This is a genomic window from Streptomyces antnestii (assembly GCF_004005495.1).
GTDB lineage: Bacteria > Actinomycetota > Actinomycetes > Streptomycetales > Streptomycetaceae > Streptomyces > Streptomyces antnestii.
In genome coordinates this window covers 182,783-208,779 of sequence record NZ_RZYA01000003.1, presented here as the reverse complement: position 1 = coordinate 208,779, position 25,997 = coordinate 182,783, and the positions used below count along the sequence as shown (strand labels likewise).

The 25,997-nt window shown below is 68.1% G+C and carries 21 protein-coding genes; 9 read left to right on the top strand and 12 right to left on the bottom strand.

Translation table 11 applies throughout. From position 1 onward, the window contains the following. Positions 1 to 65 precede the first annotated feature (65 nt). Together murJ and EOT10_RS08830 are read right to left on the bottom strand one after the other, a co-directional pair. Complete coding sequence (murJ, locus tag EOT10_RS08835; RefSeq protein WP_127827531.1) at positions 66 to 2,309, bottom strand: murein biosynthesis integral membrane protein MurJ; 2,244 nt, start codon at positions 2,307 to 2,309, stop codon at positions 66 to 68. 45 nt (positions 2,310 to 2,354) lie between these two features. Beyond that, positions 2,355 to 4,691, bottom strand: coding sequence for a DUF6049 family protein (locus EOT10_RS08830; protein WP_127827530.1), 2,337 nt, complete (start codon positions 4,689 to 4,691; stop codon positions 2,355 to 2,357). A gap of 193 nt (positions 4,692 to 4,884) precedes the next feature. Between EOT10_RS08830 and EOT10_RS08825 the strand changes: the two genes are divergently transcribed. Continuing rightward, positions 4,885 to 6,336 (top strand): CCA tRNA nucleotidyltransferase, encoded by a 1,452-nt coding sequence (locus tag EOT10_RS08825; RefSeq protein WP_127827529.1) that lies wholly within the window; start codon positions 4,885 to 4,887, stop codon positions 6,334 to 6,336. A gap of 108 nt (positions 6,337 to 6,444) precedes the next feature. Here the strand turns inward: EOT10_RS08825 and EOT10_RS08820 are convergent, their stop codons facing one another. The 4 genes from EOT10_RS08820 to EOT10_RS08805 form a co-directional block, all read right to left on the bottom strand. Next, positions 6,445 to 6,933 (bottom strand): LppU/SCO3897 family protein, encoded by a 489-nt coding sequence (locus EOT10_RS08820; RefSeq protein ID WP_127827528.1) that lies wholly within the window; start codon positions 6,931 to 6,933, stop codon positions 6,445 to 6,447. A 114-nt stretch (positions 6,934 to 7,047) separates the two neighbouring features. Further along, entirely contained in the window at positions 7,048 to 8,304 is a 1,257-nt protein-coding gene (locus EOT10_RS08815; RefSeq protein ID WP_127827527.1) for an MFS transporter, read from the bottom strand. Between the two features lie 115 nt (positions 8,305 to 8,419). After that, the gene (locus EOT10_RS08810; protein ID WP_127827526.1) at positions 8,420 to 9,502 is read right to left on the bottom strand and encodes an inositol-3-phosphate synthase; all 1,083 of its coding nucleotides are present in this window, start codon (positions 9,500 to 9,502) and stop codon (positions 8,420 to 8,422) included. 43 nt (positions 9,503 to 9,545) lie between these two features. Beyond that, entirely contained in the window at positions 9,546 to 10,226 is a 681-nt protein-coding gene (locus EOT10_RS08805; RefSeq protein ID WP_127827525.1) for a PadR family transcriptional regulator, read from the bottom strand. 384 nt (positions 10,227 to 10,610) lie between these two features. Here EOT10_RS08805 and EOT10_RS08800 point away from each other — a divergent pair, with 384 nt between their 5' ends. Both EOT10_RS08800 and EOT10_RS08795 read left to right on the top strand, forming a co-directional pair. Beyond that, complete coding sequence (locus EOT10_RS08800) at positions 10,611 to 13,373, top strand: transglycosylase domain-containing protein (protein ID WP_127827524.1); 2,763 nt, start codon at positions 10,611 to 10,613, stop codon at positions 13,371 to 13,373. A 149-nt stretch (positions 13,374 to 13,522) separates the two neighbouring features. Next, positions 13,523 to 15,025 (top strand): glycosyltransferase family 87 protein, encoded by a 1,503-nt coding sequence (locus EOT10_RS08795; RefSeq protein WP_127827523.1) that lies wholly within the window; start codon positions 13,523 to 13,525, stop codon positions 15,023 to 15,025. An 83-nt stretch (positions 15,026 to 15,108) separates the two neighbouring features. Here the strand turns inward: EOT10_RS08795 and EOT10_RS08790 are convergent, their stop codons facing one another. From EOT10_RS08790 to EOT10_RS08780, 3 genes are all read right to left on the bottom strand, one after another. After that, on the bottom strand, positions 15,109 to 16,140 hold the full coding sequence (locus tag EOT10_RS08790; RefSeq protein WP_127827522.1) for an alanine racemase: 1,032 nt from the start codon (positions 16,138 to 16,140) through the stop codon (positions 15,109 to 15,111). A 120-nt stretch (positions 16,141 to 16,260) separates the two neighbouring features. Further along, positions 16,261 to 17,382, bottom strand: coding sequence for a peptidoglycan bridge formation glycyltransferase FemX (gene femX / locus EOT10_RS08785; protein WP_127827521.1), 1,122 nt, complete (start codon positions 17,380 to 17,382; stop codon positions 16,261 to 16,263). Positions 17,383 to 17,498: 116 nt separating this feature from the next. Next, positions 17,499 to 17,813, bottom strand: coding sequence for a hypothetical protein (locus EOT10_RS08780; RefSeq protein WP_127827520.1), 315 nt, complete (start codon positions 17,811 to 17,813; stop codon positions 17,499 to 17,501). A gap of 265 nt (positions 17,814 to 18,078) precedes the next feature. Between EOT10_RS08780 and rpsF the strand changes: the two genes are divergently transcribed. The 4 genes from rpsF to rplI all read left to right on the top strand — a co-directional run bounded on the left by rpsF (position 18,079) and on the right by rplI (position 19,803). Beyond that, positions 18,079 to 18,369 carry a 30S ribosomal protein S6 gene (gene rpsF, locus EOT10_RS08775; protein ID WP_052578287.1) on the top strand — a complete coding sequence of 97 codons (291 nt, stop codon included), beginning with the start codon at positions 18,079 to 18,081 and terminating at the stop codon, positions 18,367 to 18,369. Positions 18,370 to 18,444: 75 nt separating this feature from the next. Next, positions 18,445 to 19,044 (top strand): single-stranded DNA-binding protein, encoded by a 600-nt coding sequence (locus EOT10_RS08770; RefSeq protein WP_127827519.1) that lies wholly within the window; start codon positions 18,445 to 18,447, stop codon positions 19,042 to 19,044. Positions 19,045 to 19,101: 57 nt separating this feature from the next. Continuing rightward, positions 19,102 to 19,338, top strand: coding sequence for a 30S ribosomal protein S18 (gene rpsR / locus EOT10_RS08765; RefSeq protein WP_003949403.1), 237 nt, complete (start codon positions 19,102 to 19,104; stop codon positions 19,336 to 19,338). A gap of 18 nt (positions 19,339 to 19,356) precedes the next feature. Then, positions 19,357 to 19,803, top strand: coding sequence for a 50S ribosomal protein L9 (gene rplI, locus EOT10_RS08760; RefSeq protein WP_127827518.1), 447 nt, complete (start codon positions 19,357 to 19,359; stop codon positions 19,801 to 19,803). Between the two features lie 217 nt (positions 19,804 to 20,020). On the opposite strand, the gene EOT10_RS08755 is transcribed toward rplI, so the two are convergent. Continuing rightward, positions 20,021 to 21,358: an MATE family efflux transporter gene (locus EOT10_RS08755; protein WP_127827517.1), complete on the bottom strand. Its 1,338-nt coding sequence runs from the start codon at positions 21,356 to 21,358 to the stop codon at positions 20,021 to 20,023. 458 nt (positions 21,359 to 21,816) lie between these two features. On the opposite strand from EOT10_RS08755, the gene dnaB reads away from it, so the two are divergent. Beyond that, positions 21,817 to 23,292 carry a replicative DNA helicase gene (gene dnaB / locus EOT10_RS08750; protein WP_127827516.1) on the top strand — a complete coding sequence of 492 codons (1,476 nt, stop codon included), beginning with the start codon at positions 21,817 to 21,819 and terminating at the stop codon, positions 23,290 to 23,292. A gap of 69 nt (positions 23,293 to 23,361) precedes the next feature. Continuing rightward, positions 23,362 to 24,747, top strand: a complete 1,386-nt coding sequence (locus tag EOT10_RS08745; protein ID WP_127827515.1) for a serine hydrolase domain-containing protein — start codon at positions 23,362 to 23,364, stop codon at positions 24,745 to 24,747. A 167-nt stretch (positions 24,748 to 24,914) separates the two neighbouring features. Here the strand turns inward: EOT10_RS08745 and EOT10_RS08740 are convergent, their stop codons facing one another. Together EOT10_RS08740 and EOT10_RS08735 are read right to left on the bottom strand one after the other, a co-directional pair. Further along, positions 24,915 to 25,367 carry a GNAT family N-acetyltransferase gene (locus tag EOT10_RS08740; protein ID WP_127827514.1) on the bottom strand — a complete coding sequence of 151 codons (453 nt, stop codon included), beginning with the start codon at positions 25,365 to 25,367 and terminating at the stop codon, positions 24,915 to 24,917. A gap of 112 nt (positions 25,368 to 25,479) precedes the next feature. Beyond that, positions 25,480 to 25,938, bottom strand: coding sequence for a MarR family winged helix-turn-helix transcriptional regulator (locus tag EOT10_RS08735; protein ID WP_127827513.1), 459 nt, complete (start codon positions 25,936 to 25,938; stop codon positions 25,480 to 25,482). Between the last annotated feature and the right edge of the window lie 59 nt (positions 25,939 to 25,997).

The window sequence follows — 25,997 nt, the reverse complement described above, 5'->3', positions numbered from 1 at the left end:
GCCCACAGTCCGGCGCTAAGCACGACACGCGGTGGGCCGCGATGGTTGTGCGGCCTGCCGTGCGGCTATCGGCCGAGGCGCCCGCGGACCATTCCGACCATCGAATTGAGCTCTTCGATCCGCATACGCCGGGCGGCGACGTAGAAGACCCCGAGCAGCACGGCCCCGCCCGCGACCAGCGCTGCGATGGAACCGCCGGCGCCGCTGCCCAGTGCCTTGGTGATCACGAAAGCGACGGCACCACCGGCGACGGCCGCCGGGATCGAGGCCAGGCAGAGACGTGCGTACGTACGGATGACCTGGGCGCCGTCCAGGTCGCCGCCGAGCCGCTTGCGCAGACGCTGCCACGCCACGCCCACACCGATCGCGTACGCGAGACCGTACGCGGCGGCCATGCCGACCACGGCCCACTGGGCGGGCAGGAGCAAGTAGGCGATCCCTGAGGCGGCCGCGTTCACGGCGGCCACGATGACCGTGTTGTAGAAGGGCGTCCTGGTGTCCTCGTACGCGTAGAAGCCGCGCAGCACGACGTACTGCACGGAGTACGGGATCAGACCGAGGCCGAACGCCATCAGGATGTAGCCCATGGACCGGGCGCCGTCGGGGCCGCTGGAACCGAAGAGCAGGGTGCACATCGGGATGCCCAGGGCGACGAACATGAAGGCGACCGGGACGATCGCCACAGCCGAGGTGCGCAGGCCCTGCGAGATGTCGTCCCGGACCGCGCCCGGGTCGCCGTCGTGGGCCGCGCGCGAGATACGCGGCAGCATCGCCGCCATGACGGAGACCGTGATGATGGCCTGCGGCATGCCCCAGATCAGCTGGGCGTTCATGTAGCCCATGATGCCCGCGCCGGGCTTGTCGGCCGCCTTGCCGGCGGCGGTGGCGAGCTGGGTGACGACGAGGACGCCCGCCTGGTTGGCGAGGACGAAGAGTACGGTCCACTTGGCGAGCTTGACCGCCTTGCCGAGGCCGTGGCCCTTCCAGTCGAACCGCAGCCGGAAGCGGAAGCCGGTCTCGCGCAGGTACGGGATCATCGCCAGCGCCTGCACCGTCAGACCGAGCAGGGTGCCGATGCCGAGGAGCCGGACACCGTCCGCCGGGATCGTGCTGACGCGCATGTGAGAGTCCGCGGCCGTGCCGTAGACGTAGATGAACATGCCGAACGTGAAGATCATGACGATGTTGTTCAGGACCGGGGTCCACATCATCGCGCCGAACTTCCCGCGGGCGTTCAGGATCTGGCCCATGACCACGTGCACACCCATGAAGAAGATCGTGGGCAGGCAGTAGCGGGCGAAGGTGACGGCGACGTTGTTGGCGTTTGGATCGTTGGCGATCGGTGTCGACATCAGCCGGATCAGGAGCGGCGACGCGAAGACGGCGATGGCGACGATCACGCCGAGCGCGACCATGACGAGGGTCAGCAGGCGGTTGGCGTAGGCCTCGCCACCGTCCTCGTCCTCCTTCATGGACCGCACGAGCTGCGGAACGAAGACGGAGTTGAGGCCGCCGCCGACGGTCAGGATGTAGATCATCGTCGGCAGGGTGTACGCCACTGTCCAGGTGTCACCGAGCAGCGCGGAACCGAGTGCCGCGGTGATGACGACAGTGCGTACGAAACCGGTGAGGCGGGACACGAGCGTGCCCGCCGCCATGAGGGCGCTCGACTTCATGAGGCTCGACGCACGGCCCCCCTTCTTAGGGGCGGGGGCGGCCACCGGAGCGGGTGCGCCGTCCTGGACGGGCGGCTGCGCGGGTCCGGCCGACGGCGCGGGGACGCCCGGAGCGTCGGCCGTCGGACGGCTGGCGCCGTTGCTCTGCTGGTCGCGGAAGAGGTGAGCGAAGGCGTCGGGCTCGTGCTGCTCCTCGCCGGCCTGCGTCATCAGGTCGTCGACGCCCACGAACTGCGTGGTTCTGGCGTCGTCCCCGTAGGGAAGGTGCTGGCTCGGCCCCTCCGGCTCCGGAGGGGGCGTCTGGGCCCACACGCGCGGGTCCGGGGCGTACTGGGCCGCGGGCGGCGGGGCGTAGAGCGGCTGCGGGGTCTCGTAGGTGCCCGGAGGCGGCGGGGGGTGCGCGGCGCGGTCGTAGAGCGCCTCGGTCACCGGATCCTGGGCGGAGAGGTCCTGGGCCCGGTACGGGTCCTGGTCGTAGGCGTCCTGGAAGTACGCGTCCTGCGGATACGCGTCCGGTGCGGGGTGGGGCGGCGGGACCTGGCCGGCCGCTTCCTGAGGACCGGGGGGCGGTCCCCCGGCCGGGGCAGAGCCGCCCGGGCCCTGGCCACGGTCACCGTCGTACGGCGCGTTCATGGTTACCCCACCTCATAGTCCCCGGGCCCACGGCCACGACATCGCTCAACGGTCCACTCTCTCACCCGTGCCGGACGGGTCACTGCTTTCCGGAGCGGTGTCCGGTGTCGGGTCACTCGGCTGCTCGGGGTCGTCTTCCCCGGACTCAGGGCCCGACTCCCCGTTCGGACCGTCGTCCGGCCCTTCCTCGGCGCGTTGCGCGGCGGCACGCTTGCGCTGCGTGTACATGCGGAACCCGGCGAGGACGAGGAGCAGGACGCCGCCGGCCATGACGAGCATCACTGTCGGGGTGATCTCGGTGACGTTCACGTCGAACCGGACCTCGGGGCCGTAGGGCTGACCGTCGTCCGTGTACAGCTGGGCGAAGACCGGCACCCTGCCGTTGGCGTTGGACGTGGTGGTGAACTTCACCGACTGGCTGTGGCCGCCCGCGATCTTCAAGCGCTGCTCGTCGTACGGGCCGTTACCGATCTTGAGGCGGGTGCCGTTCGTCGACGTGAGGCGCAGTACGAGGTGTTCGACGCCCTGCACCAGATTGTTCTGGACCGTCACGGGGATCGTCGCGCTGCGTCCGGAGAGCTTCGCCTCGGACTTTTCGATGAGCCGGACCCGCTTGGTGAGGGATGTGAGGTAGTCGGCGACGCCGTCGCGGAAGGCTCGCGCCTCGGTGGGGTGACCCCGCCAGGACGTGGACATCTGGCGGTCCATGGCCCGTCCGAACGGCGTCACCACGCGGGACGGGTAGGTAAGGATCACCTGGAAGCTGGTGAGCTTGTTCTGGGTGTCCTGGATGGCCTCGAAGGCCGACCGGGGCAGTTGCTGCTTACGCAGGGACGACGGGTAGTACCGGGAGGAGGGGACGCGGGTCATCGCGCGGGGATCCGGCTTCGCCTTCGTCGCGGCGGCCAGGTCCTGGGACTCCGACCAGCCGCTGTCCTGCTCGGCCTTGATGGCCTGCGCCATGGACTGTGCCTGGCTGGCAGACGGCATGCGCTGCGGCGCGACCACGATGCTGCGCTCGTTGTCCGGCTCCTGAAGGTTGATCATCAGGCTCTGCGCGAGGAACTTCTGGACCGCGAGCGTCGAGTTCTCGGCCCCCGTCATGTCGCCCTCGAAGGCCTCCGACAGTCGCGCGTCGGCCACCACGGCCGTCGTGCCACTGCCGATGGGTCGGGCGGCGGAGGGGGTGTAGGTCAGGCCGCTCCTCTCCTGAAGGCTGTCGCTGCGGGCGATCACGGTGTCGGCGCCGGCGGACGTCGCGACGTTGACGATGCTGGGGTCGATCGCGCCGTCGGCGGGCCAGGCATAGCTGGTGTCCGGCTTGACGTGGAGAACCGTCTCGACCGTCGTGGTGGCCGCATCGGTGGCGTCCTTGAGGTGTCCCAGGGAACCGGTCACCTTCGTGCCGTTGTGGGCCAGCGACGCGAGATCCGGGTCGGCGAAGGGGAGGGCGACGACCTTCTTGTCGGCCACGGCGTTCTTCAGGTCGTTCAGCCACTGCTTGGCGACCGCCTGGTTCTTGCCGGCGACCTCGGTCCCGTCGGGCTGCTTGATCCGGTACGGCCTCGTCATGGCGTCGACCGAGGCCAGAAGGTCGGGGTCGATCACCCAGGTCACATCGAGAGGGGTGCCGAGGGCCAGCATCTGCTGGAGGCGGCCGCCCGGAGCGATCTCCTTGGCGAGGCTGTCGTCATGGAAGACACGCGTCTGCTGCTCGTCGGATCCCGTCTCCGCCGTGAGGTGGGTCTGCGAGATGAGAGGCCACAGGAACGTCGTCTTCGTCTTGGTGCCGGCTGCCTCGGGCTGCCAGGGGAGGAAGGTCCGCTGGATGCCGAGCGTCTGCGGATACGGCCGGATCGCGGTCTGGCCGGTGAGGGCGACGCCCAGCCGGTAGACGCCGTCGGCGCCGAGGTTCAGTTCCTTGACGGGGACGGACAGGCTGAAGGTCTGTGTCGAGCCGGGGGCCAGCTTGGAGATCTTCTCGGCGTACTTGCCGCCGATCTCCCTGCCGTCCGGCAGTCCCCCCGCCGCGTGCCGGGAGGCGGCGTCGATCGACGCCCGCCCGCCGAGGACCGAACCGACGCGGAGTGCGACGTGGGCGTTGTTGACGGTCTGCTTGCCGTCGTTCTTGAGCGTGCCCGTGACAGTGACCGTGTCACCGTCGACCGGTGCGCTCGGCGTGAGCGAGTTCACGGCGACATCGACGGTGCTGGTGCCGATGGCGTCGGCCGCGAGCGTCTGCGGGGCGGCCCCGGCGGGGGAGCCGCCGAACAGGGCCACGGCGGCGAGGACAGGCGCGCCGGCGAGCAGTGCTCCCGTGCGCCGCAGCCTTCGGCGGGCAGGTGAGGGAGTCATCCCGTGGAAGTCTGCCGCCTCGGCCACGCGCTCGCCCGTCCCTCGTCGTCGTCAGTGGTCGTCGGATAGTCCACGCATGGTAACGAGGTGCGCTGTGGCGAAGTGCCGCGGACTGCTCCACATGATCGGAAGCCAGGGTAGGGGGCATCGGGCAGCGCTCGCGCACACCCAGGGAAAACGGGGCGGAACCCCGCGCTCGGGCCACGTACCCTTTTCTGTTGTGCCGAACGCCAATGAAGACAATCCCAGTGCCCTGAGCCAGGTGCAGCGCCGCGCGGTGAGCGAGCTGCTGCGGGTGGCCCCTGTCGCCGACGACCTCGCCCGTCGATTCCAGGAGGCCGGGTTCTCTCTCGCCCTGGTCGGCGGCTCGGTCAGGGATGCGCTCCTCGGCAGGCTCGGCAACGATCTCGACTTCACCACGGACGCGCGTCCGGAAGATGTGCTCAAGATCGTCAGGCCGTGGGCGGATGCGGTGTGGGAAGTCGGGATCGCCTTCGGCACCGTCGGCTGCCAGAAGGACGGCTACCAGGTAGAGGTCACCACGTATCGCTCCGAGGCGTACGACAGGACCTCCCGTAAGCCCGAGGTCTCGTACGGCGAGTCCATCGAGGAAGACCTCGTGCGGCGCGATTTCACGGTGAACGCGATGGCCGTGGCCCTGCCGGAGAAGGAGTTCATCGACCCGCACGGCGGGCTCGACGACCTTGCCGAGCGGGTCCTGCGGACGCCCGGAACGCCCGAGGAGTCCTTCTCCGATGATCCGCTGCGGATGATGCGGGCCGCCCGGTTCGCCGCGCAGCTGGACTTCGAGGTGGCTCCCGAGGTCGTCGCGGCGATGAAGGGCATGGCTGACCGCATCGAGATCGTCTCCGCGGAGCGGGTGCGGGACGAGCTGAACAAGTTGATCCTCTCCGCACACCCACGCGAGGGCCTGACCCTCCTCGTCGACACGGGCCTCGCCGAGCACGTGCTGCCCGAGCTGCCCGCGTTGCGCCTGGAGCGGGATGAGCACCACCGGCACAAGGACGTCTACGACCACACGCTGATCGTTCTCGAGCAGGCGATGGAACTGGAGGAGGACGGTCCGGACCTCGTGCTGCGTCTCGCGGCCCTCCTGCACGACATCGGCAAGCCGAGGACGCGGCGCTTCGAGGACGACGGCCGGGTCTCCTTCCACCACCACGAGGTGGTGGGCGCGAAGATGACGAAGAAGCGCATGACGGCGCTCAAGTACTCGAACGAGCTCGTGAAGGACGTCTCGCGTCTGGTCGAGCTGCACCTGCGCTTCCACGGCTACGGCACCGGCGAGTGGACCGACTCCGCGGTCCGTCGTTACGTGCGTGACGGGGGTCCCCTGCTGGAGCGTCTGCACAAGCTGACCCGCTCCGACTGCACGACGCGTAACAAGCGGAAGGCGAGCGCGCTGGGGCGGGCGTACGACGGCCTGGAGGAGCGCATCGCGCGCCTCAAGGAGCAGGAGGAGCTGGACTCGATCCGGCCCGACCTCGACGGCAACCAGATCCAGGAGGTCCTCGGCATCAAGCCCGGGCCGGCGATCGGGCGGGCGTACAAGTTCCTGCTGGAACTGCGCCTTGAGAACGGGCCGATGGAGCACGACGCGGCGGTCGCGGCACTCAAGGAGTGGTGGGCCGCGCAGCAGGACGCCGAGTAAGTGACCGGGGTCGTTGTTTCACGTGAAACAACGACCCCGGGACGGACATGGCGAAGGGCGCTGTTTCACGTGAAACAGCGCCCTTCGACTATGTGATGCCTGGTCCTACTAGCTCTGCTTCAGGCAGAGGACCACGTCGTGGCTGCCGCCGGTCTGGTAGTAGGAGACCTCGTTGCCCTTGACCGCGTTGCACTTGTTGACATCGCTGGTGCCGTCGAACTTCTCGATGACCTTGTACTGGGAGTCACCCGAGGAGCAGTCGACGGTCTTGAGGTCCGGCGCGGACGTCGAGCCGTCGTTGTGCATGCAGCTGCCGACATTGGTCGTTTCGGCGTCGCTCTGGCCGAGGTACCACTTCACGCCGTAGAGCGCGATGGCGACGACGATCAGCGCGACGATGCGGAGGACCTTCTTGCTGCCGCCACCCGACGGCGCGGCCGGCGGAATCGGGGTGCCCGGGGCGTGCGGCGGGTACGGCTGCTGAGGAACCCCCGGCTGGCCGGCGACCGGAGTGTACGGAGCACCGCCCTGGGGCGGGCCAGAAGGCTGCTGGCCCTGGGCGTACGGATTCTGGCCCTGGGGCGGCGGAGTGGTCACTTTGGGGGTCCCCCTCGAACTTGGGCGCGATGGCGCGGATAAGACGCCCGTAAGTTATCCGGAGGAACTGACAACTCTGAAGCCAGGAGGGGCTCTGTGTCATTGATGTGACACTTACTGGACGTCAAACCGCGTCATAGCGGCCGCAACCGCCGCGTAGATGAACGCCACGGTGACCACCAACAGGACCGACTCCCCGTCAGGCGGCAGCATGAGCGCGGCTACTGCGGCCGCGCCGACGAACGCGACGTTGAACAGCACGTCGTAAACGGAGAAGATCCGGCCACGGAAGCCGTCGTTCACCGAGGACTGTACGACCGTGTCGGTGGAGATCTTCGCGCTCTGGGTCGTCAGCCCCAGGACGAAAGCGGCGGCCATCATGGGGAGGGGTGCGAACGGGAGCCCGAGGGCGGGTTCCAGGACGGCCGCAGCCCCCGCGCAGACGCCGATCCACCGGGCGGGGCCCAGACGTCCCGCCGCCCAGGGCGTGACCACGGCGGCAGCGAAGAATCCGGCCCCCGAGATCGCCACGGCGACTCCCAGCAGGGCCAGTCCGTGGTTCTCCGTGGACGACCAGGCGTAGCGGCAGAGCATGAGCACCATGACCGTCAGCGCCCCGTAGCAGAAGCGCATCAGCGTCATGGCGGCCAGAGCGCGCGCGGCGGGCGGGCGTGCGGCCAGATGACGCACCCCCGCGACGAGCCCCTTCGCCGTGCCGGTGAGTGCGGTCCGCAGGCCAGGGAGCACCAGTTCGGGGTCCGGTCCGAGGAGCTCCGCGGGGATGCGCAGGGAGGCGAGCGCCGCGCACAGGTAGATGGCGGCACCCACGAGCACCACGACGGCGTCGGAGCCCGAACCGATCAGGCGTACGGCGAACGCGAGAACGCCGCCCAGGATCGCGGCGAGGGTGCCCGCCGTCGGGGAGATGGAGTTCGCCATCACGAGCCGCTCGGCATCGACCACCCGCGGCATGGCGGCGGAGAGCCCGGCGAGGATGAAACGGTTGACCGCGGTGACGCACAGGGCGGAGGCGTAGAAGAGCCAGGTCGGCGCGTGGCTGATCATCAGTACCGCCGTCGCGGATGCCAGCAGGGTCCGCAGGAGGTTGCCGTAGAGGAAGACCTGGCGGCGGCGCCAGCGGTCCAGGAGGACGCCCGCGAACGGGCCGACCACCGAGTACGGGAGAAGCAGCACGGCCATGGCCGAGGCGATGGCGCTCGCCGATGCCTGGTTCTCCGGCGAGAACACGACGTAGGTGGCCAGCGCGACTTGGTAGACACCGTCCGCGCCCTGCGAGAGCAGCCGTAGCGCCAGCAGACGCCGGAAGTCCCTCAAGCGCAGGAGTACGCGCAGGTCACGGACGACAGCCATGGGGCACAGCCTCACATACGGGAAAGGTCCCCGGGCGCACGTCAGTGCATCCGGGGACCTCAACAGCCCACAAGGAGAGGCGCGTTACCTCTGGTACGCGCCGCACGGTGTGTGCTTAGCGCTCGACCTCGCCCTTGATGAACTTCTCGACGTTCTCGTAGGCCTCGTCGTCGAAGTACTGGACCGGCGGGGACTTCATGAAGTACGAGGACGCGGAGAGGATCGGGCCGCCGATGCCGCGGTCCTTGGCGATCTTCGCGGCGCGCAGGGCGTCGATGATGACACCCGCGGAGTTCGGGGAGTCCCAGACCTCGAGCTTGTACTCCAGGTTCAGCGGAACGTCACCGAAGGCGCGGCCCTCGAGGCGGACGTACGCCCACTTGCGGTCGTCGAGCCACTGGACATAGTCCGACGGGCCGATGTGGACGTTCTTCTCGCCCAGGTCGCGGTCCGGGATCTGCGAGGTGACGGCCTGCGTCTTCGAGATCTTCTTGGACTCCAGGCGCTCGCGCTCGAGCATGTTCTTGAAGTCCATGTTGCCGCCGACGTTCAGCTGCATCGTGCGCTCGAGACGGACACCGCGGTCCTCGAACAGCTTCGCCATGACGCGGTGCGTGATGGTGGCGCCGACCTGGGACTTGATGTCGTCACCGACGATCGGCACGCCGGCCTCGGTGAACTTGTCCGCCCACTCCTTGGTGCCGGCGATGAAGACCGGGAGGGCGTTGACGAACGCGACCTTGGCGTCGATGGCGCACTGCGCGTAGAACTTCGCGGCGTCCTCGGAACCGACGGGCAGGTAGCAGATCAGAACGTCGACCTGCTTGTCCTTGAGGATCTGGACGACGTCGACCGGGGCCTCGGCGGACTCCTCGATGGTCTGGCGGTAGTACTTGCCCAGGCCGTCGTGGGTGTGGCCGCGCTGCACGGTCACGCCCGTGTTCGGCACGTCGCAGATCTTGATGGTGTTGTTCTCGCTGGCACCGATGGCGTCGGCGAGGTCGAGACCGACCTTCTTCGCGTCGACGTCGAAGGCGGCGACGAAGTCGATGTCACGGACGTGGTAGTCGCCGAACTGGACGTGCATCAGGCCCGGGACCTTGGTGTCCGGGTCAGCGTCCTTGTAGTACTCGACGCCCTGGACCAGCGAGGCGGCGCAGTTGCCCACGCCGACGATGGCTACGCGAACCGAACCCATTCCGGTTGCTCCCTGTGTGTATCGGTGAAACCCCGAATGGGCCTCACGTGGCGGTGTCGTCGGACGGATCCGGCCGGGTGCTGTCCCGGTGCCGGGGCAGGCCGCCCGTCTCTCCAGATGTGTCCTGCTGAGCTGCGCCGGAGGGGTCGGATCGTTGCTGATCCCGCCCCGCCCGCTCGCTCTCGATGAGCTCGTTCAGCCAGCGCACTTCGCGCTCCACGGATTCCATTCCGTGCCGCTGGAGCTCAAGCGTGTAGTCGTCAAGGCGTTCCCGGGTGCGGGCGAAGGAGATGCGCATCTTCTCGAGGCGCTCCTCGAGCCGGCTGCGACGCCCTTCGAGCACGCGCATCCGTACGTCACGCGAGGTCTGCCCGAAGAAGGCGAACCGCGCGGCGAAGTGCTCGTCCTCGTACGCGTCCGGGCCGGTCTGCGAGAGCAGGTCCTCGAAGTGCTCTTTACCTTCTGCCGTCAGCCGGTAGACGATCTTGGCGCGACGCCCTGCGAGTGGTGCGGCGAGGGCGTCCTCGGGTGTGCTCCCCGTTTCCTCGATCAACCAGCCGCTTGTGACCAGCGTCTTGAGGCAGGGGTAGAGGGACCCGTAGCTGAAGGCGCGGAAGACCCCCAGCGATGTATTGAGCCTTTTCCGCAGCTCGTAGCCGTGCATCGGGGACTCGCGGAGCAGTCCGAGGACAGCGAACTCGAGGATGCCGGAACGTCGGCTCACTCGTCGCCTCCTCTCTGCCGCGGTCGGCGTCACGACCACTGTCGACTCTTTATGCCGAGCTGATGTATCGACTCGATACATCACGACGATAGAACGGCCCCGCGGATGCGACAAGTGGGATCACGGTGAACGGCGTCACATCACCGATTCATACCAAGCAAGTTGCCTGATTTGCGGTGAACTTCGGCCCTAGGTGGGTTTTGACGGTGCGTAGTCTGTCCGCCATGCAGACCGCCGGGAACCAAGTGACGCCTGTGGGCGTCGTTGTCCCCGGTGCATTGCGGGTGAGTGCCGGAAGGGGCGCATCCGTATTTCGGGGGGACCGGAAACCAGCCGCCGTTTCCAGGCGCGTATCTCCGCGCCTGCCCGAGGAGTAGTCGTTCGATGAGCGAGCACCGTCGCAAACCGTCGCAGCCACAGGGCGGCGGACGTGCCGCGGCCCGTCGCGGCACGTCCGGCGCATCGCCGGGCCGTCGCGCGGCACCGCGTGAAGCCACCGGATCGCCTTCAGATGCGTACGGAACACCGGGGTCAACAGATTCGTACGGTTCCACGGGCGACGACCGCCCGTACGGAGGCCGTGCGGAAGCGCGCCGCGCCGCGCAGCGCGGCGCGGGAGGAAGTCGCAGGAAGTCCCCCGACGGCGGCGCGGGACGTGGCGGTGGTCGCGGAGGCGGCGGCCGGCGCGGTGGCGGCGGTCCCGAAGGGGCGAGCGGGCCCGGACGTGGCAGGGGTGGCCGTGGGCCGGCCCAGCCGACGAAGAAGAGGTTCATCGACTACCCGCGCGCCGGCAAGTACGGAGTCGGTCGATGGGTGCCGTCCTGGCGCCTGGTGACGGGTCTGTTCGTCGGCATGTGCGGAAGCCTGATGATCGCGGCCGGTATCGGCTACGCCATGGTGAGCATCCCGAACGAGGCAGACGCGGCCAAGGCCCAGAACAACGTCTACTACTGGTCCAACAACAAGCAGATGGTCTCGACCGGTGGCGAGACGAACCGGCAGATCATCAAGTACGAAGAGATCCCCAAGGCCATGCGGTACGCCGTCATGTCCGCCGAGAACAAGACGTTCATGACGGACAAGGGCGTCGACCCCATGGGTATCGCCCGCGCGCTCGTGAACATGGCCAAGGGCGGCCAGACGCAGGGCGGCTCGACCATCACTCAGCAGTACGTGAAGAACGCGATGCTCGACGACCAGTCGCAGACTCTCACGCGCAAGGTCAAGGAGCTGTTCGTCTCCATCAAGGTGGGCCGCACGGAGCCCAAGGAGAAGGTGATGGCCGGATACCTGAACACCGCGTACTACGGGCGCGGTGCATACGGAATTCAGGCCGCGGCCCGCACGTACTTCAACAAGGACGCCTCGAACCTGGACCCGAGCCAGTGCGCGTTCCTCGCGTCGGTGCTCAAGGGCGCCACGTACTTCGACCCCGCCGGCGCGATCGCGATCGACCCGGTCGAGGCGACGCCCGCCAAGAACAAGGCCCGCGCCGAGAAGCGGTGGAGCTGGATCCTCGACGAGGAGGTCAAGGACAAGCGCCTGAGCTCCACGGACCGGAAGAAGTACACGACGTTCCCTGCGCTGCAGAGCCCGCGGTCCAACCCATCACTGAGCGGCCAGGTCGGCTACCTCGTGGACCTCGCCAATGCCTACGTCATCAACAACAGTGACGGCAAGGTGACCGCTCTCGACCTGCAGAAGGGCGGCTACGAGATCCACACCACCTTCGACAAGAGGAAGGTGGACAAGCTCGAAGCGGCCGTGAAGAAGGTCCAGAAGGAGAACATCAACACGAAGCTCCGACCGAAGACGGACAAGTACGTCCAGTTCGGCGGTGCCTCGGTGAACCCCAGCAACGGCGCGATCGAGGCGATCTACGGCGGCGCCGACGCGACGAAGCACTTCACCAACAACGCCGACCAGACGGGTGCCCAGGTCGGATCGACCTTCAAGCCGTTCGTGCTGGCCGCTGCGATGAGGGACGGCATCCGCGACCCCAAGCTGGGCGAAGAACAGGACGACACCACGCGTACGCCGGTCTCTCCGAAGAGCCTCTACAGCGGCAAGAACGAGCTGAAGATCAAGAAGTACGACGGCCAGATCTGGACGAACGAGAAGGGCAAGGAGTGGCTGCAGACCAACGACGGCCACCAGTCCTACAACCCGCCGACCTATCAGATCGACCTTCGTGAGGCGATGCGGGAGTCGGTCAACTCGGCCTATGTCCAGCTGGGCATGGATGTCGGCCTGGACAAGGTGAAGCAGGCCGCGAAGGACGCGGGCATCAAGGACGACAGCTTCGCCAGCGCCAACTACCCCTCGTTCTCCCTCGGCACCTCCGACCCGAGCGCGATTCGCATGGCCGGCGCCTACGGCACCTTCGCTGAGAGCGGTCAGCGGAACGACCCTTACTCGGTGTCTTCGGTCGAACACGAGGGTGTGTCGGTCTACCAGCACCCGAAGAAGCCGGTCAGGGCCTTCGACGCGGCGGTCGCCGACAACGTCACCGACGTCCTGAAGACGGTCGTCGACAAGGGAACGGGTACCAACGCCAAGCTGCCTGGCCGCCAGGTCGCGGGCAAGACCGGTACGACCGACGGCAACAAGTCGGCCTGGTTCGTGGGGTACACGCCGCAGCTGTCGACGGCGATCACGATGTACCGGATGGACGACAACGAGAACAGTAAGCAGCGCAAGTTCCTGGAGATGTACGGCACGGGTAACCAGAAGCAGATCCACGGAGCGTCGTTCCCCTCCGAGATCTGGCACGACTACATGATGGAGGCCCTCAAGGGCCAGCCGTCCGTGCCGTTCCCCACTCCCGAGCCCATCGGTAAGATCGTCGGCGCCACCCCGAGCCCGAGCATCACGCCGTCGCCGACTGCTTCTCCCTCGGAGTCCGCGACGACGGAACCGTCGCCGAGCGATTCCTCGCCCGGCCCCTCGCCGTCGACCAGCGAGACGTGCAGCAGCTGGTCGTGGACCTGCAACAACAACGGCGGGACGTCGAACGGCGGCAATGGTGGGACGCCCACGGGCGGCACCGACGGCGGCGTCACCACCTCGCCGTCGGCACCGGGCGGCGGCAACGGCGGCACCAACGGAAACGGCAACGGAGGACTCTTCGGAGGCCCGACGGGCTAGTCGAGGCGCATTACGCCGCGCTGTTTCACGTGAAACGCTGAGTGTTCCACGTGAAACAGCGCGTGACGCAGGCCAAGTGAGGGCCGCCGCACCGATCAGGTGTGGCGGCCCTCGCCCCGTTCTCAGACGCGTACGGCAGGATGTGCGGCATGCCCAGTGCAGAGACGACGCGCACCCACGTGCAAGAGCCGGATCCGGTACGGCCGACCAAGGAGGACGAGGTCGCCGCGGCGGGGAGCGAGCTGATCGGCGGACCGATCGGACGATGGGCGCTGCTCGGGAGCTCCTGGTGGACCCCCGTGCGTGTCATCGCGCTGGTGATGCTCGGCATGTTCGCGCTGGGCATGGTGCAGAAGTTCTCCTGCTACGACGGCGCGTGGTTCTTCGGCGCCAGTTCGCAGTACACGCACGCCTGCTACTCGGACATCCCGCACCTCTACCAGGGGCGCGGTTTCGCCGACGGCCTGGTGCCGTACTTCGACAAGCTGCCCGGCGACATGGACTACCTCGAATACCCGGTGCTGACCGGTGTGTTCATGGAGGTCGCGTCCTGGCTCACCCTGGGCGGCGGATCCATCCAGCATCTGGAGAAGATCTACTGGATGGTCAACGCCGGGATGCTGATGGTCTGCGCGGTGATCATCGCCGTGTGCGTCGCCCGCACCCACCGGCGGCGCCCCTGGGATGGCCTCCTGGTCGCCCTGGCGCCCGCGTTCGCGCTGACCTCCACCATCAACTGGGACCTGCTCGCCGTGGCCCTCACGGCGGCCGCGATGCTGATGTGGTCGCGGGGCCGGGCGATCGCCTTCGGCGTCCTGCTCGGTCTGGCCACGGCCGCGAAGTTCTATCCGTTCCTCGTGCTCGGACCGCTGCTGTTGCTCTGCTGGCGCGCCGGACGGTGGCGGGACTTCGGGAAGGCTCTGGCGGCCTCGGTGGGGGCGTGGCTCCTCGTGAACCTGCCGGTGATGCTGCTCGCCCCCGAGGGCTGGTCGAAGTTCTACCGCTTCAGCCAGGAGCGCGGCGTCGACTTCGGGTCGGTCTGGCTGATCATCCAGCAGCGCTGGAACGTACAGATCAGCCCCGACGACGCCAACACCTACGCACTGGTGCTGATGGTCCTGGCCTGTCTGGGCATCACCGCACTTGCTCTGACGGCGCCCCGCCGGCCCCGCTTCGCGCAGCTCGCCTTCCTGGTCATCGCCGCGTTCATCCTCACGAACAAGGTCTACTCACCGCAGTACGTCCTGTGGCTGATCCTCTTCGCGGCGCTGGCCAGGCCGCGGTGGCGGGACTTCCTGATCTGGCAGGCGTGCGAGGTCGCGTACTTCCTCGGGATCTGGATGTACCTCGCGTACACCACGAGCGGTGACAAGCACCGGGGGCTGCCCGCGGACGGCTACCACCTCGTCATCCTCGTCCACCTGCTCGGGACGCTCTATCTGTGCGCGGTGATCGTGCGCGACATCCTGATGCCGGAACGGGACGTGGTCAGACGCTCCGGGGACGACGATCCGTCGGGCGGCGTCCTGGACGGATCGCCGGATGTCTTCGTGCTCGGACATGCCGCCCATCCCCCGCGGCACGCGGCGCACAACGAGGAACACCCGCAAGTCAGTTGGGGCTGGGACGCGGACGAGAGACGTTCGCCCTGAGCGAACACGCCGAAGGGCCGGACCCCGTGAGGGTGTCCGGCCCTTCCGTTTACGACCAGGACCCGGCTGTCCGCAGGGTGTGGTCAGCGGTCGACGATCCGGTCGAACTGCGTGGTGGTGTGCCGCAGATGGGCCACCAGCTCCTCGCCCACCCGGGGTTCAGGGGCGTCGGACGGGACGAAGAGGATCGAGACCTGCATGTGCGGGGGCTCCGCGAACCAGCGCTGCTTGCCGCCCCAGACGAACGGCGACAGATTCCGGTTCACGGTCGCGAGGCCCGCTCGGGCCACGCCCTTGGCGCGCGGCATGACACCGTGCAGTGCCTTGGGAGCCTCCAGGCCCACGCCGTGCGACGTGCCGCCGGCGACGACGACGAGCCAGCCGTCCGAGGCGGTCTTCTGCTGGCGGTAACCGAAGCGGTCGCCCTTGGCGACACGGGTGACGTCCAGGATCGCGCCGCGGTACTCGGTCGCCTCGTGGTCGCCGAGCCAGAGCCTGGTGCCGATCCGCGCCCGGAACCGGGTCTGCGGGAACTGCTGCTGCAGGCGCGCGAGTTCCTCGGCCTTGAGGTGGCTGACGAACATCGTGTGCAGCGGCAGCCTGGCCGCGCGCAGGCGGTCCATCCAGCCGATGACCTCCTCGACGGCGTCCGAGCCGTCGGTGCGGTCCAGGGGCAGGTGGATCGCGAAGCCCTCGAGCCGGACATCTTCGATGGCGGCGTGGAGCAGGGGCAGTTCCTGCTCGCTCACGCCGTGCCGCTTCATCGAGGACATCACCTCGACGACGACGCGGGCGCCGACGAGGCCGTGCACGCCGTCGACGGAGGAGACGGAGCGGATCACACGGTCGGGCAGGGGCACGGGCTCCTCGCCCCGCCGGAACGGGGTCAGGACCAGCAGGTCACCGCTGAACCAGTCCTTGATCCGGGCGGCTTCGTAGGTCGTGCCGACGGCGAGGACGTCCGAGCCGAAGCGCGTGGCCTCGTCCGCGAGCCGTTCGTGGCCGAAGCCGTAGCCGTTGCCCTTGCAGACGGGGACGATCCCCGGGAACTGCTCGAGCACGTGCTTGTGGTGTGCCCGCCAGCGCGCGGTGTCGACGTAGAGCGTGAGCGCCATGGCCGGTCCCGGAACCTTTCTCGTGGCTGCGGTGTGTCAGAGGTCTGAAGAAACTTTGGAGCTACGTGAATTGTGCCGGGTCCGCCCGGGCCGGGCGCACCCCGGCCGACCGGGCGGGGATCAGCGCCGCGACATGTAGATGTCGAGGGCCTTGTGCAGCAGCTTGTTGAGCGGGAAGTCCCACTCGCCGAGGTACTCGGCAGCCTGCCCGCCCGTGCCCACCTTGAACTGGATCAGACCGAAGAGATGGTCCGTCTCGTCGAGCGAGTCGCTGATGCCGCGCAGGTCGTAGACCGTCGCGCCGAGCGCGTAGGCGTCGCGGAGCATCCGCCACTGCATCGCGTTCGAGGGCCTGACCTCACGGCCGATGTTGTCCGAGGCGCCGTAGGAGTACCAGACGTGCCCCCCGACGACCAGCATCGTCGCCGCCGACAGGTTCACGCCCTCGTGGCGGGCGAAGTACAGCCGCATGCGGTTGGGGTCCTCGCTGTTGAGGGCCGTCCACATGCGCTCGAAGTAGGACAGCGGGCGCGGCCGGAAGTGGTCGCGAACCGCGGTGATCTCGTAGAGGCGCTGCCACTCGGCGAGGTCCTGGTAGCCGCCCTGGACGACCTCGACGCCGGCCTTCTCGGCCTTCTTGATGTTGCGGCGCCACAGCTGGTTGAAGTTCTTGTGGACCTCTTCCAAGGAGCGGTTCGCCAGCGGCACCTGGTAGACGTAGCGGGGCTGGACGTCGCCGAAACCGGCGCCGCCGTCCTCGCCCTGCTGCCAGCCCATGCGGCGCAGCTTGTCGGCGACCTCGAAGGCGCGCGGCTCGATGAAGTCGGCCTCGACGTCACGCAGACGCTTGACGTCCGGGTCCTGGATGCCCTTCTTGATGGACGTGGCCTCCCAGCGCCGGATGATCACCGGCGGGCCCATCTTCACGGAGAAGGCGCCCTGCTGCTTGAGGTGCGCCAGCATCGGACGCATCCAGTCGTCCAGGTTCGGAGCGAACCAGTTGATGACCGGGCCCTCGGGGAGATACGCGAGATACCGCTTGATCTTGGGCAGTTGGCGGTACAGGACCAGGCCCGCGCCGACCATCTCGCCGGTCTTCTCGTCGAACCATCCCAGGCTCTCGGAGCGCCACTCCGCCTTCACGTCGGCCCATGCCGGGACCTGCATGTGGCTCGCCGAGGGCAGGCTCTGGATGTATGCCAGATGCTGCTCTCGGCTGATGGTCCTCAGGGTCAGGCTCATTCGGGGCGCTCCTCGGGCTGGTGTGTCCCCATGGGTACAGGGGCTCCGGCTCTCGCGCCGAAGCCTACTGCGCCCTGCGAGCGCCCTGACTGGGCCTATGCAAGCTTCGCGGCGCGTCAGCCGATGACACCGCCGAACAGCCCACCGTGGGCCATGCCGATGAAGAGACCGACCGCCGAGGCGCCGAGGCCCAGGATGAGACCGAAGCGCTCCCGTGTCGTCACCGAGATGAACTGGCCGTACAGGCCGGTCAGGACGCCCACGAGCCCAGCCCAGGAGCTGAGGAGGTGGAGGTTGCTGAAGATGGAGGAGATGACGGAGAGCGCCCCGAGCGTCACGGTCACCGCGAGCAGCGTGTCCTGGAGGGGATGGGGCTTCCCGTCCGTGGCGAAGAGAGATGTCGCGGTGTTGGGTCGCATTGCCTGTGCCATGGGGCACCTCCTGCGGAAGGCGGCGCATCGTAGCGCCATACACACCCGATGTGTACAGATTGTGCCCTCCCTCGGGCGGATTTCAACCCGAAGCCGTGGTGCGGGTAGTCTGTTACGTCTGCACCGGTGTCTGCTCATGCCCTGATCAGGGATCCCCGCCAGCGGGGCCCGATTGTCAGTGGCGGCCGATACCGTTGCGTACGCATCACGACCCTCCTGCCACGGAACGACCGTGGCCGCTGAGTCCAAAGGAGGTGGGTTCCACATGCGTCACTACGAAGTGATGGTCATCCTCGACCCCGATCTCGAGGAGCGCGCTGTCTCCCCGCTGATCGAGAACTTCCTCTCCGTTGTCCGCGAGGCCAACGGAAAGGTTGAGAAGGTCGACACCTGGGGCCGTCGTCGTCTCTCGTACGAGATCAAGAAGAAGCCCGAGGGCATCTACTCGGTCATCGACCTGCAGGCCGAGCCTGCGGTCGTCAAGGAGCTCGACCGCCAGATGAACCTGAACGAGTCGGTCCTCCGGACCAAGGTCCTCCGTCCCGAGACCCACTGAGCTTCCTAGCTCAGCGGCACTCGGGTTTCGAGTAGCAGCAAGCAGCCAGCAGCAAACCCGCCGAGAGGTTCCCCCATGGCAGGCGAGACCGTCATCACGGTCGTCGGCAATCTTGTCGACGACCCCGAGCTGCGCTTCACCCCGTCCGGTGCGGCGGTCGCGAAGTTCCGTGTCGCGTCCACCCCCCGCACCTTCGACCGCCAGACCAATGAGTGGAAGGACGGCGAGAGCCTCTTCCTCACCTGCTCGGTCTGGCGTCAGGCGGCGGAGAACGTCGCGGAGTCGCTCCAGCGAGGCATGCGCGTCATCGTGCAGGGCCGGCTGAAGCAGCGGTCCTACGAAGACCGTGAGGGCGTCAAGCGCACGGTCTACGAGCTGGACGTCGAGGAAGTCGGCGCCAGCCTGAAGAACGCCACGGCCAAGGTCACCAAGACCGCGGGCCGGGGCGGCCAGGGTGGATACGGCGGTGGCGGCGGCCAGCAGGGCGGCGGCAACTGGGGCGGTGGCTCCGGTGGCGGTCAGCAGCAGGGCGGCGGCGGTGCTCCCGCCGACGACCCCTGGGCGACCGGTGCGCCGGCCGGCGGCGGCCAGCAGGGCGGCGGCGGTGGCGGCGGCTGGGGCGGAAGCTCCGGCGGCTCCTCCGGCGGCGGCTACTCGGACGAGCCCCCCTTCTAGGCCTCAGGGCCAAGGGTGGGCCGCACCCACACTTCTTGATCACACAGGAGAAACACCATGGCGAAGCCGCCTGTGCGCAAGCCTAAGAAGAAGGTCTGCGCTTTCTGCAAGGACAAGGTCACGTACGTGGACTACAAGGACACGAACATGCTGCGGAAGTTCATTTCCGACCGCGGCAAGATCCGTGCCCGCCGCGTGACCGGCAACTGCACCCAGCACCAGCGTGACGTCGCCACGGCCGTGAAGAACAGCCGTGAGATGGCGCTGCTGCCCTACACGTCCACCGCGCGATAAGGAAAGGGTGACCGACTAATGAAGATCATCCTGACCCACGAGGTCTCTGGCCTCGGCACCGCCGGCGACGTCGTCGACGTCAAGGACGGGTACGCCCGCAACTACCTGGTCCCGCGTGGTTTCGCGATCCGCTGGACCAAGGGTGGCGAGCAGGACGTGGCGCAGATCCGCCGCGCCCGCAAGATCCACGAGATCGCGACCATCGAGCAGGCCAACGAGATCAAGGCCCGCCTCGAGGGTGTCAAGGTCCGTCTGGCCGTCCGCTCCGGCGACGCCGGTCGTCTCTTCGGCTCCGTCACCCAGGCCGACGTCGCTTCGGCGATCGAGACCGCGGGTGGCCCGAAGGTCGACAAGCGTCGTGTCGAGCTTGGTTCGGCGATCAAGACGCTGGGCGCCCACGAGGCGACCGTGCGTCTGCACCCCGAGGTTGCCGCCAAGGTCAGCGTCGAGGTCGTCTCCGCCTAAGCACTGCGCTTGGCAGAGCTGAAGCAAAACGTTGGGCCGCACCCCTCGGGGTGCGGCCCAACGTGTTTCACGGTTCGTGACCTCACGCTTCGGGGTCTCACGGCTTGTTGTTCCACAATTCGCGGTTTCACAGCTCGCGGTTTCACCGTTTCACGTGAAACGGGTCCGCGCGTGTTCGTGAGGAATCGGGTCCGCGCGTGTTCGTGGGGAAACGGGATCAGCGTGTGGCGCCGGTGACGATCCAGCGGCCGGAGCGCGAGCGCAGCCACAGGGTCAGCATCCGTACGGTCATCATCAGCGTCATCGCGCCCCACAGCATGGTCAGCCCTCCGCCGAACACCGGCACCAACAGGGCGACCGGCGTGAAGACCGCCAGGGTGACGAGCATGGCCCCGGCGAGGTACGGACCGTCGCCCGCTCCCATCAGGACTCCGTCGAGGACGAAGACGATGCCGCAGATGGGCTGCGAGAGCGCCACCATCAGGAGCGCGGGGAGTGCCGTGTTCTGTACGGCAGGATCATTCGTGAACAGCGGGACGTAGAGCGGTCGGGAGACGATCACCAGGAGTCCGAGGACGACTCCCGCGGCAATGCCCCACTGGACCATGCGGCGGCAGGCGTCGCGTGCGCCCTGAGCGTCGTCTGCTCCGAGATAGCGCCCGATGATGGCTTGGCCCGCGATGGCGATGGCGTCGAGGGCGAAGGCCAGCAGGCTCCACAGGGAGATGATGATCTGGTGTGCCGCGATGTCCGCGTCTCCGAGCCGTGCGGCGACCGCAGTGGCGATCATGAGGATGGCGCGCAGCGAGAGGGTGCGGACGAGTAGCGGTGCGCCTGCCTGGGCGCAGGCTCGGATGCCGGCGGCGTCGGGTTTGAGGGAAGCGCCGTGGCGGCGGGCGCCGCGGATCACGACGTACAGATAGACCGCGGCCATGCCGACCTGGGCGATGACGGTTCCCCAGGCGGATCCGGCGATTCCCAGGTGGGCGCCGTAGACGAGGCCTGCGTTGAGCGCGCCGTTGGCGACGAAGCCGCCGACCGCGACATAGAGCGGAGTCTTGGTGTCCTGGAGGCCGCGCAGGACACCGGTCGCGGCCAGGACGACGAGCATGGCCGGGATGCCGAGCGACGAGACCCGCAGATAGGTGATCGCGTAGGGGGCCGCGGTGTGCGAGGCGCCGAACAGGTCGACGAGTGCGGGAGCGGTGGGCATGACCATGGCTATGACCGCGGCGCCGAGCAGCAGCGCGAGCCAGATTCCGTCCATGCCCTGGCGGATCGCGGACTGGAGATCGCCGGCTCCGACGCGGCGGGCCACGGCGGCGGTGGTCGCGTAGGCCAGGAAGACGAAGACACTGACCGCGGTCATCAGGAGGGACGAGGCGACAGCGAGACCGGCCAGTTGGGAGGTGCCCAGATGGCCGACGATGGCGCTGTCGGCCATCACGAAAAGCGGCTCGGCGACGAGCGCGCCGAAGGCGGGGACGGCCAGCGCGACGATCTCGCGGTCATGCCGACGCCGGGTGGCCTTGGACGCCGCGGGGGCCTGTGTCATGAGCCCCAATGTAATCTTCCACAGGTAAGAGATGCAACCGCTCTAGGACCCTTACTTCTGAGTCCCTCCGGCGTGGCGCGGAGCACGCTGCGCGACGATCTTGGGCTGTCCGGGAAAGTATTTTTCCTGCACAGCCGGTGGACGGGAAAATTGCAGGTCAGGCACGTTTCTTCGGCGCGCTTGAGTGCTTGTTCACAGGGCTGTCCACCGAGTCGTGCACAGGTTTTGCGGAGTTCTCCACAGCGAGAGGCCCTTCATCCACACCGCCTGTGGATAACCAGATTGGCTGAAGGTGCCGAGGGGCCTACCGTGGTGCGGCGCCCGCCACGACCTCAGGCCTCGGAAACCTCGCAAAACCGACGCGTCAGAACCGGAGTCGGGCCCCGTATTTGTCAGTGTCGTGCCGTAAGAAAGAGGGCACGGCGAGGTCCGCTCGGCGGACTGGAGGAGGTGGCCCGGTGAGTATCTCCGAGCCTTTGGACGACCCCTGGGCCGACAGCGGTCCCAGCGACCGTCTGCCCGCCTCCCGCCAGCGCCGCAACGGTGGGCGGGGGCGCGAGGAGCAGCACGACCGGGGTGGTGACGGCGGCTGGGACGACGGAGCCCCGTCCTTCGAGCGGGTTCCGCCCCAGGATCTCGATGCCGAGCAGTCCGTCCTCGGTGGCATGCTCCTGTCCAAGGACGCGATCGCCGACGTCGTCGAGGTGATCAAGGGGCACGACTTCTACCGCCCCGCGCACGAGACGATCTTCACCGCGATCCTCGATCTGTACGCGAAGGGCGAGCCGGCCGACCCGATCACGGTCGCGGCCGAGCTCACCAAGCGTGGCGAGATCACCAAGGTCGGTGGCGCATCGTATCTGCACACCCTCGTCCAGACGGTTCCGACGGCGGCGAACGCCGAGTACTACGCGGAGATCGTCCACGAGCGTGCGGTGCTGCGGCGGCTCGTCGAGGCGGGCACGCGCATCACGCAGATGGGATACGCGGCCGACGGCGACGTCGACGAGATCGTGAACAGCGCGCAGGCCGAGATCTACGCGGTCACCGAGCAGCGCACCAGCGAGGACTACCTCCCGCTCGGCGACATCATGGAGGGCGCCCTCGACGAGATCGAGGCGATCGGCTCCCGCAGCGGCGAGATGACCGGCGTGCCCACCGGGTTCACGGACTTCGACTCCCTGACCAACGGTCTGCACCCCGGCCAGATGATCGTCATCGCCGCCCGTCCCGCCATGGGTAAGTCGACGCTGGCGCTCGACTTCGCCCGGGCCGCCTCGATCAAGCACAACCTGCCCAGCGTGATCTTCTCCCTGGAAATGGGCCGGAACGAGATCGCGATGCGTCTGCTGTCCGCGGAGGCACGGGTCGCGCTCCACCACATGCGCTCGGGCACCATGACGGACGAGGACTGGACCCGGCTCGCCCGCCGGATGCCCGAGGTCTCGGCGGCCCCCCTCTACATCGACGACTCCCCGAACCTGTCGATGATGGAGATCCGCGCGAAGTGCCGCCGCCTCAAGCAGCGCAATGACATCAAGCTCGTGATCATCGACTACCTGCAGCTGATGCAGGCGGGTGGTTCGAAGCGTTCCGAGAGCCGCCAGCAGGAGGTTTCTGATATGTCGCGAAACCTGAAGCTGCTGGCCAAGGAGCTCGAAGTGCCGGTCATCGCGCTCTCGCAGCTGAACCGTGGCCCCGAACAGCGCACGGACAAGAAGCCGATGGTCTCCGACCTGCGTGAGTCCGGCTCGATCGAGCAGGACGCGGACATGGTCATCCTGCTGCATCGCGAGGATGCCTACGAGAAGGAGTCGCCGCGCGCCGGCGAGGCGGACATCATCGTGGGCAAGCACCGTAACGGTCCGACGGCGACGATCACGGTGGCGTTCCAGGGCCACTACTCACGCTTCGTGGACATGGCGCAGACCTGATCTCGGCCGCCTCCTCGGGACACGCGAAAAGCGGTCGACGCCCGTCGGATGCCGGGGTGGACTGTCACCATGACGACACCCCCTGAAGAACTGCTGCCCGCGACGCGCCGAGCGCTGCTGCACCGTATTGCCACCGCCCAGGCGGAAGGCCGTTCCCCTTCATTGGTGGCCGCGGTCGTCCGCGACGGTGAGCTGGTGTGGAGCGGGGGGCGTACCTGCGTGGACGGGCACGCTCCGGACGAGAGCGTGCAGTACCGGATCGGCTCGATCACCAAGACGTTCACCGCCGTGCTGGTGCTGCGGCTGCGTGACGAAGGGATGCTCGACCTCGGGGATCCGCTCGAGAAGCATCTGCCGGGCACCGGCGCAGGTCAGGTCACCATCGCCGAACTCCTCGCGCACACGGGCGGTTTGGCGGCCGAGACCCCGGGGCCCTGGTGGGAGCGTTCGCCGTCCTCGTTGCGTCCCCAGCTCACCGACGTGCTGGGCGAGCAGCCTTTCAGGCATCCGGTCGGCAAGCAGCACCACTACTCCAACCCCGGCTACACGCTGCTCGGTTCGCTGGTGGAGGAGTTGCGCGGGGCTCCTTGGGAGGACGTCCTGCGCCGCGAGGTTCTGGAGCCGCTCGGCCTGCACCGGACGAGCGGGCAGCCGCTGGCCCCGCACGCCGGCGGCTGGGCCGTGCATCCCTGGGCCGACGTCATGATGCCGGAGCCGGCGGAGGACCTGGGGCTGATGGCTCCTGCGGGACAACTGTGGTCGACGGCAGGGGACTTGGGGCGGTTCGCCGTCTTCCTGATGGAGGGGGACGACCGGGTTCTGAGCGCGCAGTCCGTACGGGAGATGCGTACGCCCGCCGCGCCGACGCTGCCGGGGGACTGGGATTCCTCCTACGGCCTCGGTCTGCAGTTGGCCCGCAGCGGCGGGCGGGTGCTGGCCGGGCACGGCGGTTCGCTGCCCGGGTTCGTGGCCGGGCTGTGGCTGAGCGAGGAGGACGGTCTGGCCGCGGTCACGCTCGCCAACTGCACCTCCGGCGTGCCGGCTTCGACGGTCAGCAAGGACCTTCTCCGGATCGTCGCCGAAGCCGAGCCGCGCATCCCCGAGCCGTGGCGGCCGCTGCCGGAGGTCGATGCGGCGGTGCTGGAGCTCGCGGGACCCTGGTACTGGGGGACGCAGACCACGGTGCTGTGCCTCACGGCCGACGGAGGGGTGTCCCTTGGGCCTCTGACGGGCGGAGCGCGGGACTCACGGTTCCGCCCGAACGGCGACGGCAGCTGGACCGGGCTCGACGGCTACTACGCCGGGGAGCTCCTGCGAGCCGAGCGTCGGCCCGACGGATCCGTGAGCCATCTCGACCTCGGTTCGTTCGTCTTCACACGTGAGCCGTACGAGGAAGCGGCTCCGGTTCCGGGTGGAGTGGACCCGGAGGGCTGGCGAGGACTGCCTCGGGCCTAGGTGATTCCGTTCCTGCCGCAGTCATTCTTGCCGCAGCCGTTTCTGGCCGGCAGGGAGCGGCGGCCGGGGGTGCTGTTTCACGTGAAACAGCACCCCCGGCCGCTTGCCGCTGTCAGAGAGATGCTGCCGGAGTTGCTGTCGGAGGGGTACTGCCCGAGGGCGGCTGTTCAGAGCTGGAGCTTGAAGCCCACGTGCGAGGCCTCGAAGCCCAGCCGTTCGTAGAAGCGATGGGCGTCGGTCCGGGTCGCGTCGGACGTGAGCTGCACCAACTGGCAGTCCAGGCGGCGGGATTCGTCCACGGCCCACTCGATGAGCTGCGTGCCGAGCCCGCTGCCGCGCTCGTCCGCGTGGACCCGGACGCTTTCGATGATCGAGCGCGTGGAGCCCTTCCGTGAGAGCCCGGGAATGACCGTGAGCTGCAGGGTTCCCACGAGGCGCCCCTGGCGCACGGCGACGACCAGGTGCTGATGCGGGTCGGCGGCGATCCGTGTGTGCGCGCGCAGGTACGGCGTGAGGTCGTCGGGGGACTCGCGGCGGGCGCCCAAGGGGTCGTCCGCCAGCATCGCCACGATGGCCGGGACGTCGGCGGCCGTGGCAGGCCGTATCTCAAGATCTCCCATGGCCGCCAGCCTAAGCGGCCGCCCCGTCGTCAGGCCGGGGTCTCACCGACGATCACGAGGCCTGGTCGATCGAGGCGACGGGTCAGGCCGGCAGGTGTATCGACGCGACGGGTCAGGCCGGCACGCGTACGGCTTCCACCGCGCGGACCAGTGGGGCGAGTTCGGGGTTCTTCGCCGCTTCGTCGAGTGCCTCGCGCAGCGCCCCGTCATTGGTGGGCCGCGCCTCGGCGAGCAGGGCCAGACCCGTCTCGCTTACGTCCGTGTAGATGCCGCGCCGGTCGGTCGGGCAGAGATAGCGGGCCAGCAGTCCGCGGTCCTCCAGGCGGGTCACCAGGCGGGTGGTGGCGCTCTGGCTGAGGACGACGGCGTCCGCGACCTGCTTCATCTGCAGATGACCGCCCTCGCCGTCGTGCTGGCGGCTCAGCACGTCGAGCAGCGAGTACTCGCGCACGCTCAGGTCGTGCTTGGTCTGCAGGGCGCGCTCGATGTGCGTCTCGATCCTCCCGTGCAGCAGGGAGAGAGTGCACCAGCCCTGAGCCAGGGCGGTGAGTGCGGGGTCTGTGGCGGTCATGGCCTTTGGTCCTCCGTCCCGATGCGACTGAACCCAGGGTAGTCCACACGCGAAAGTGT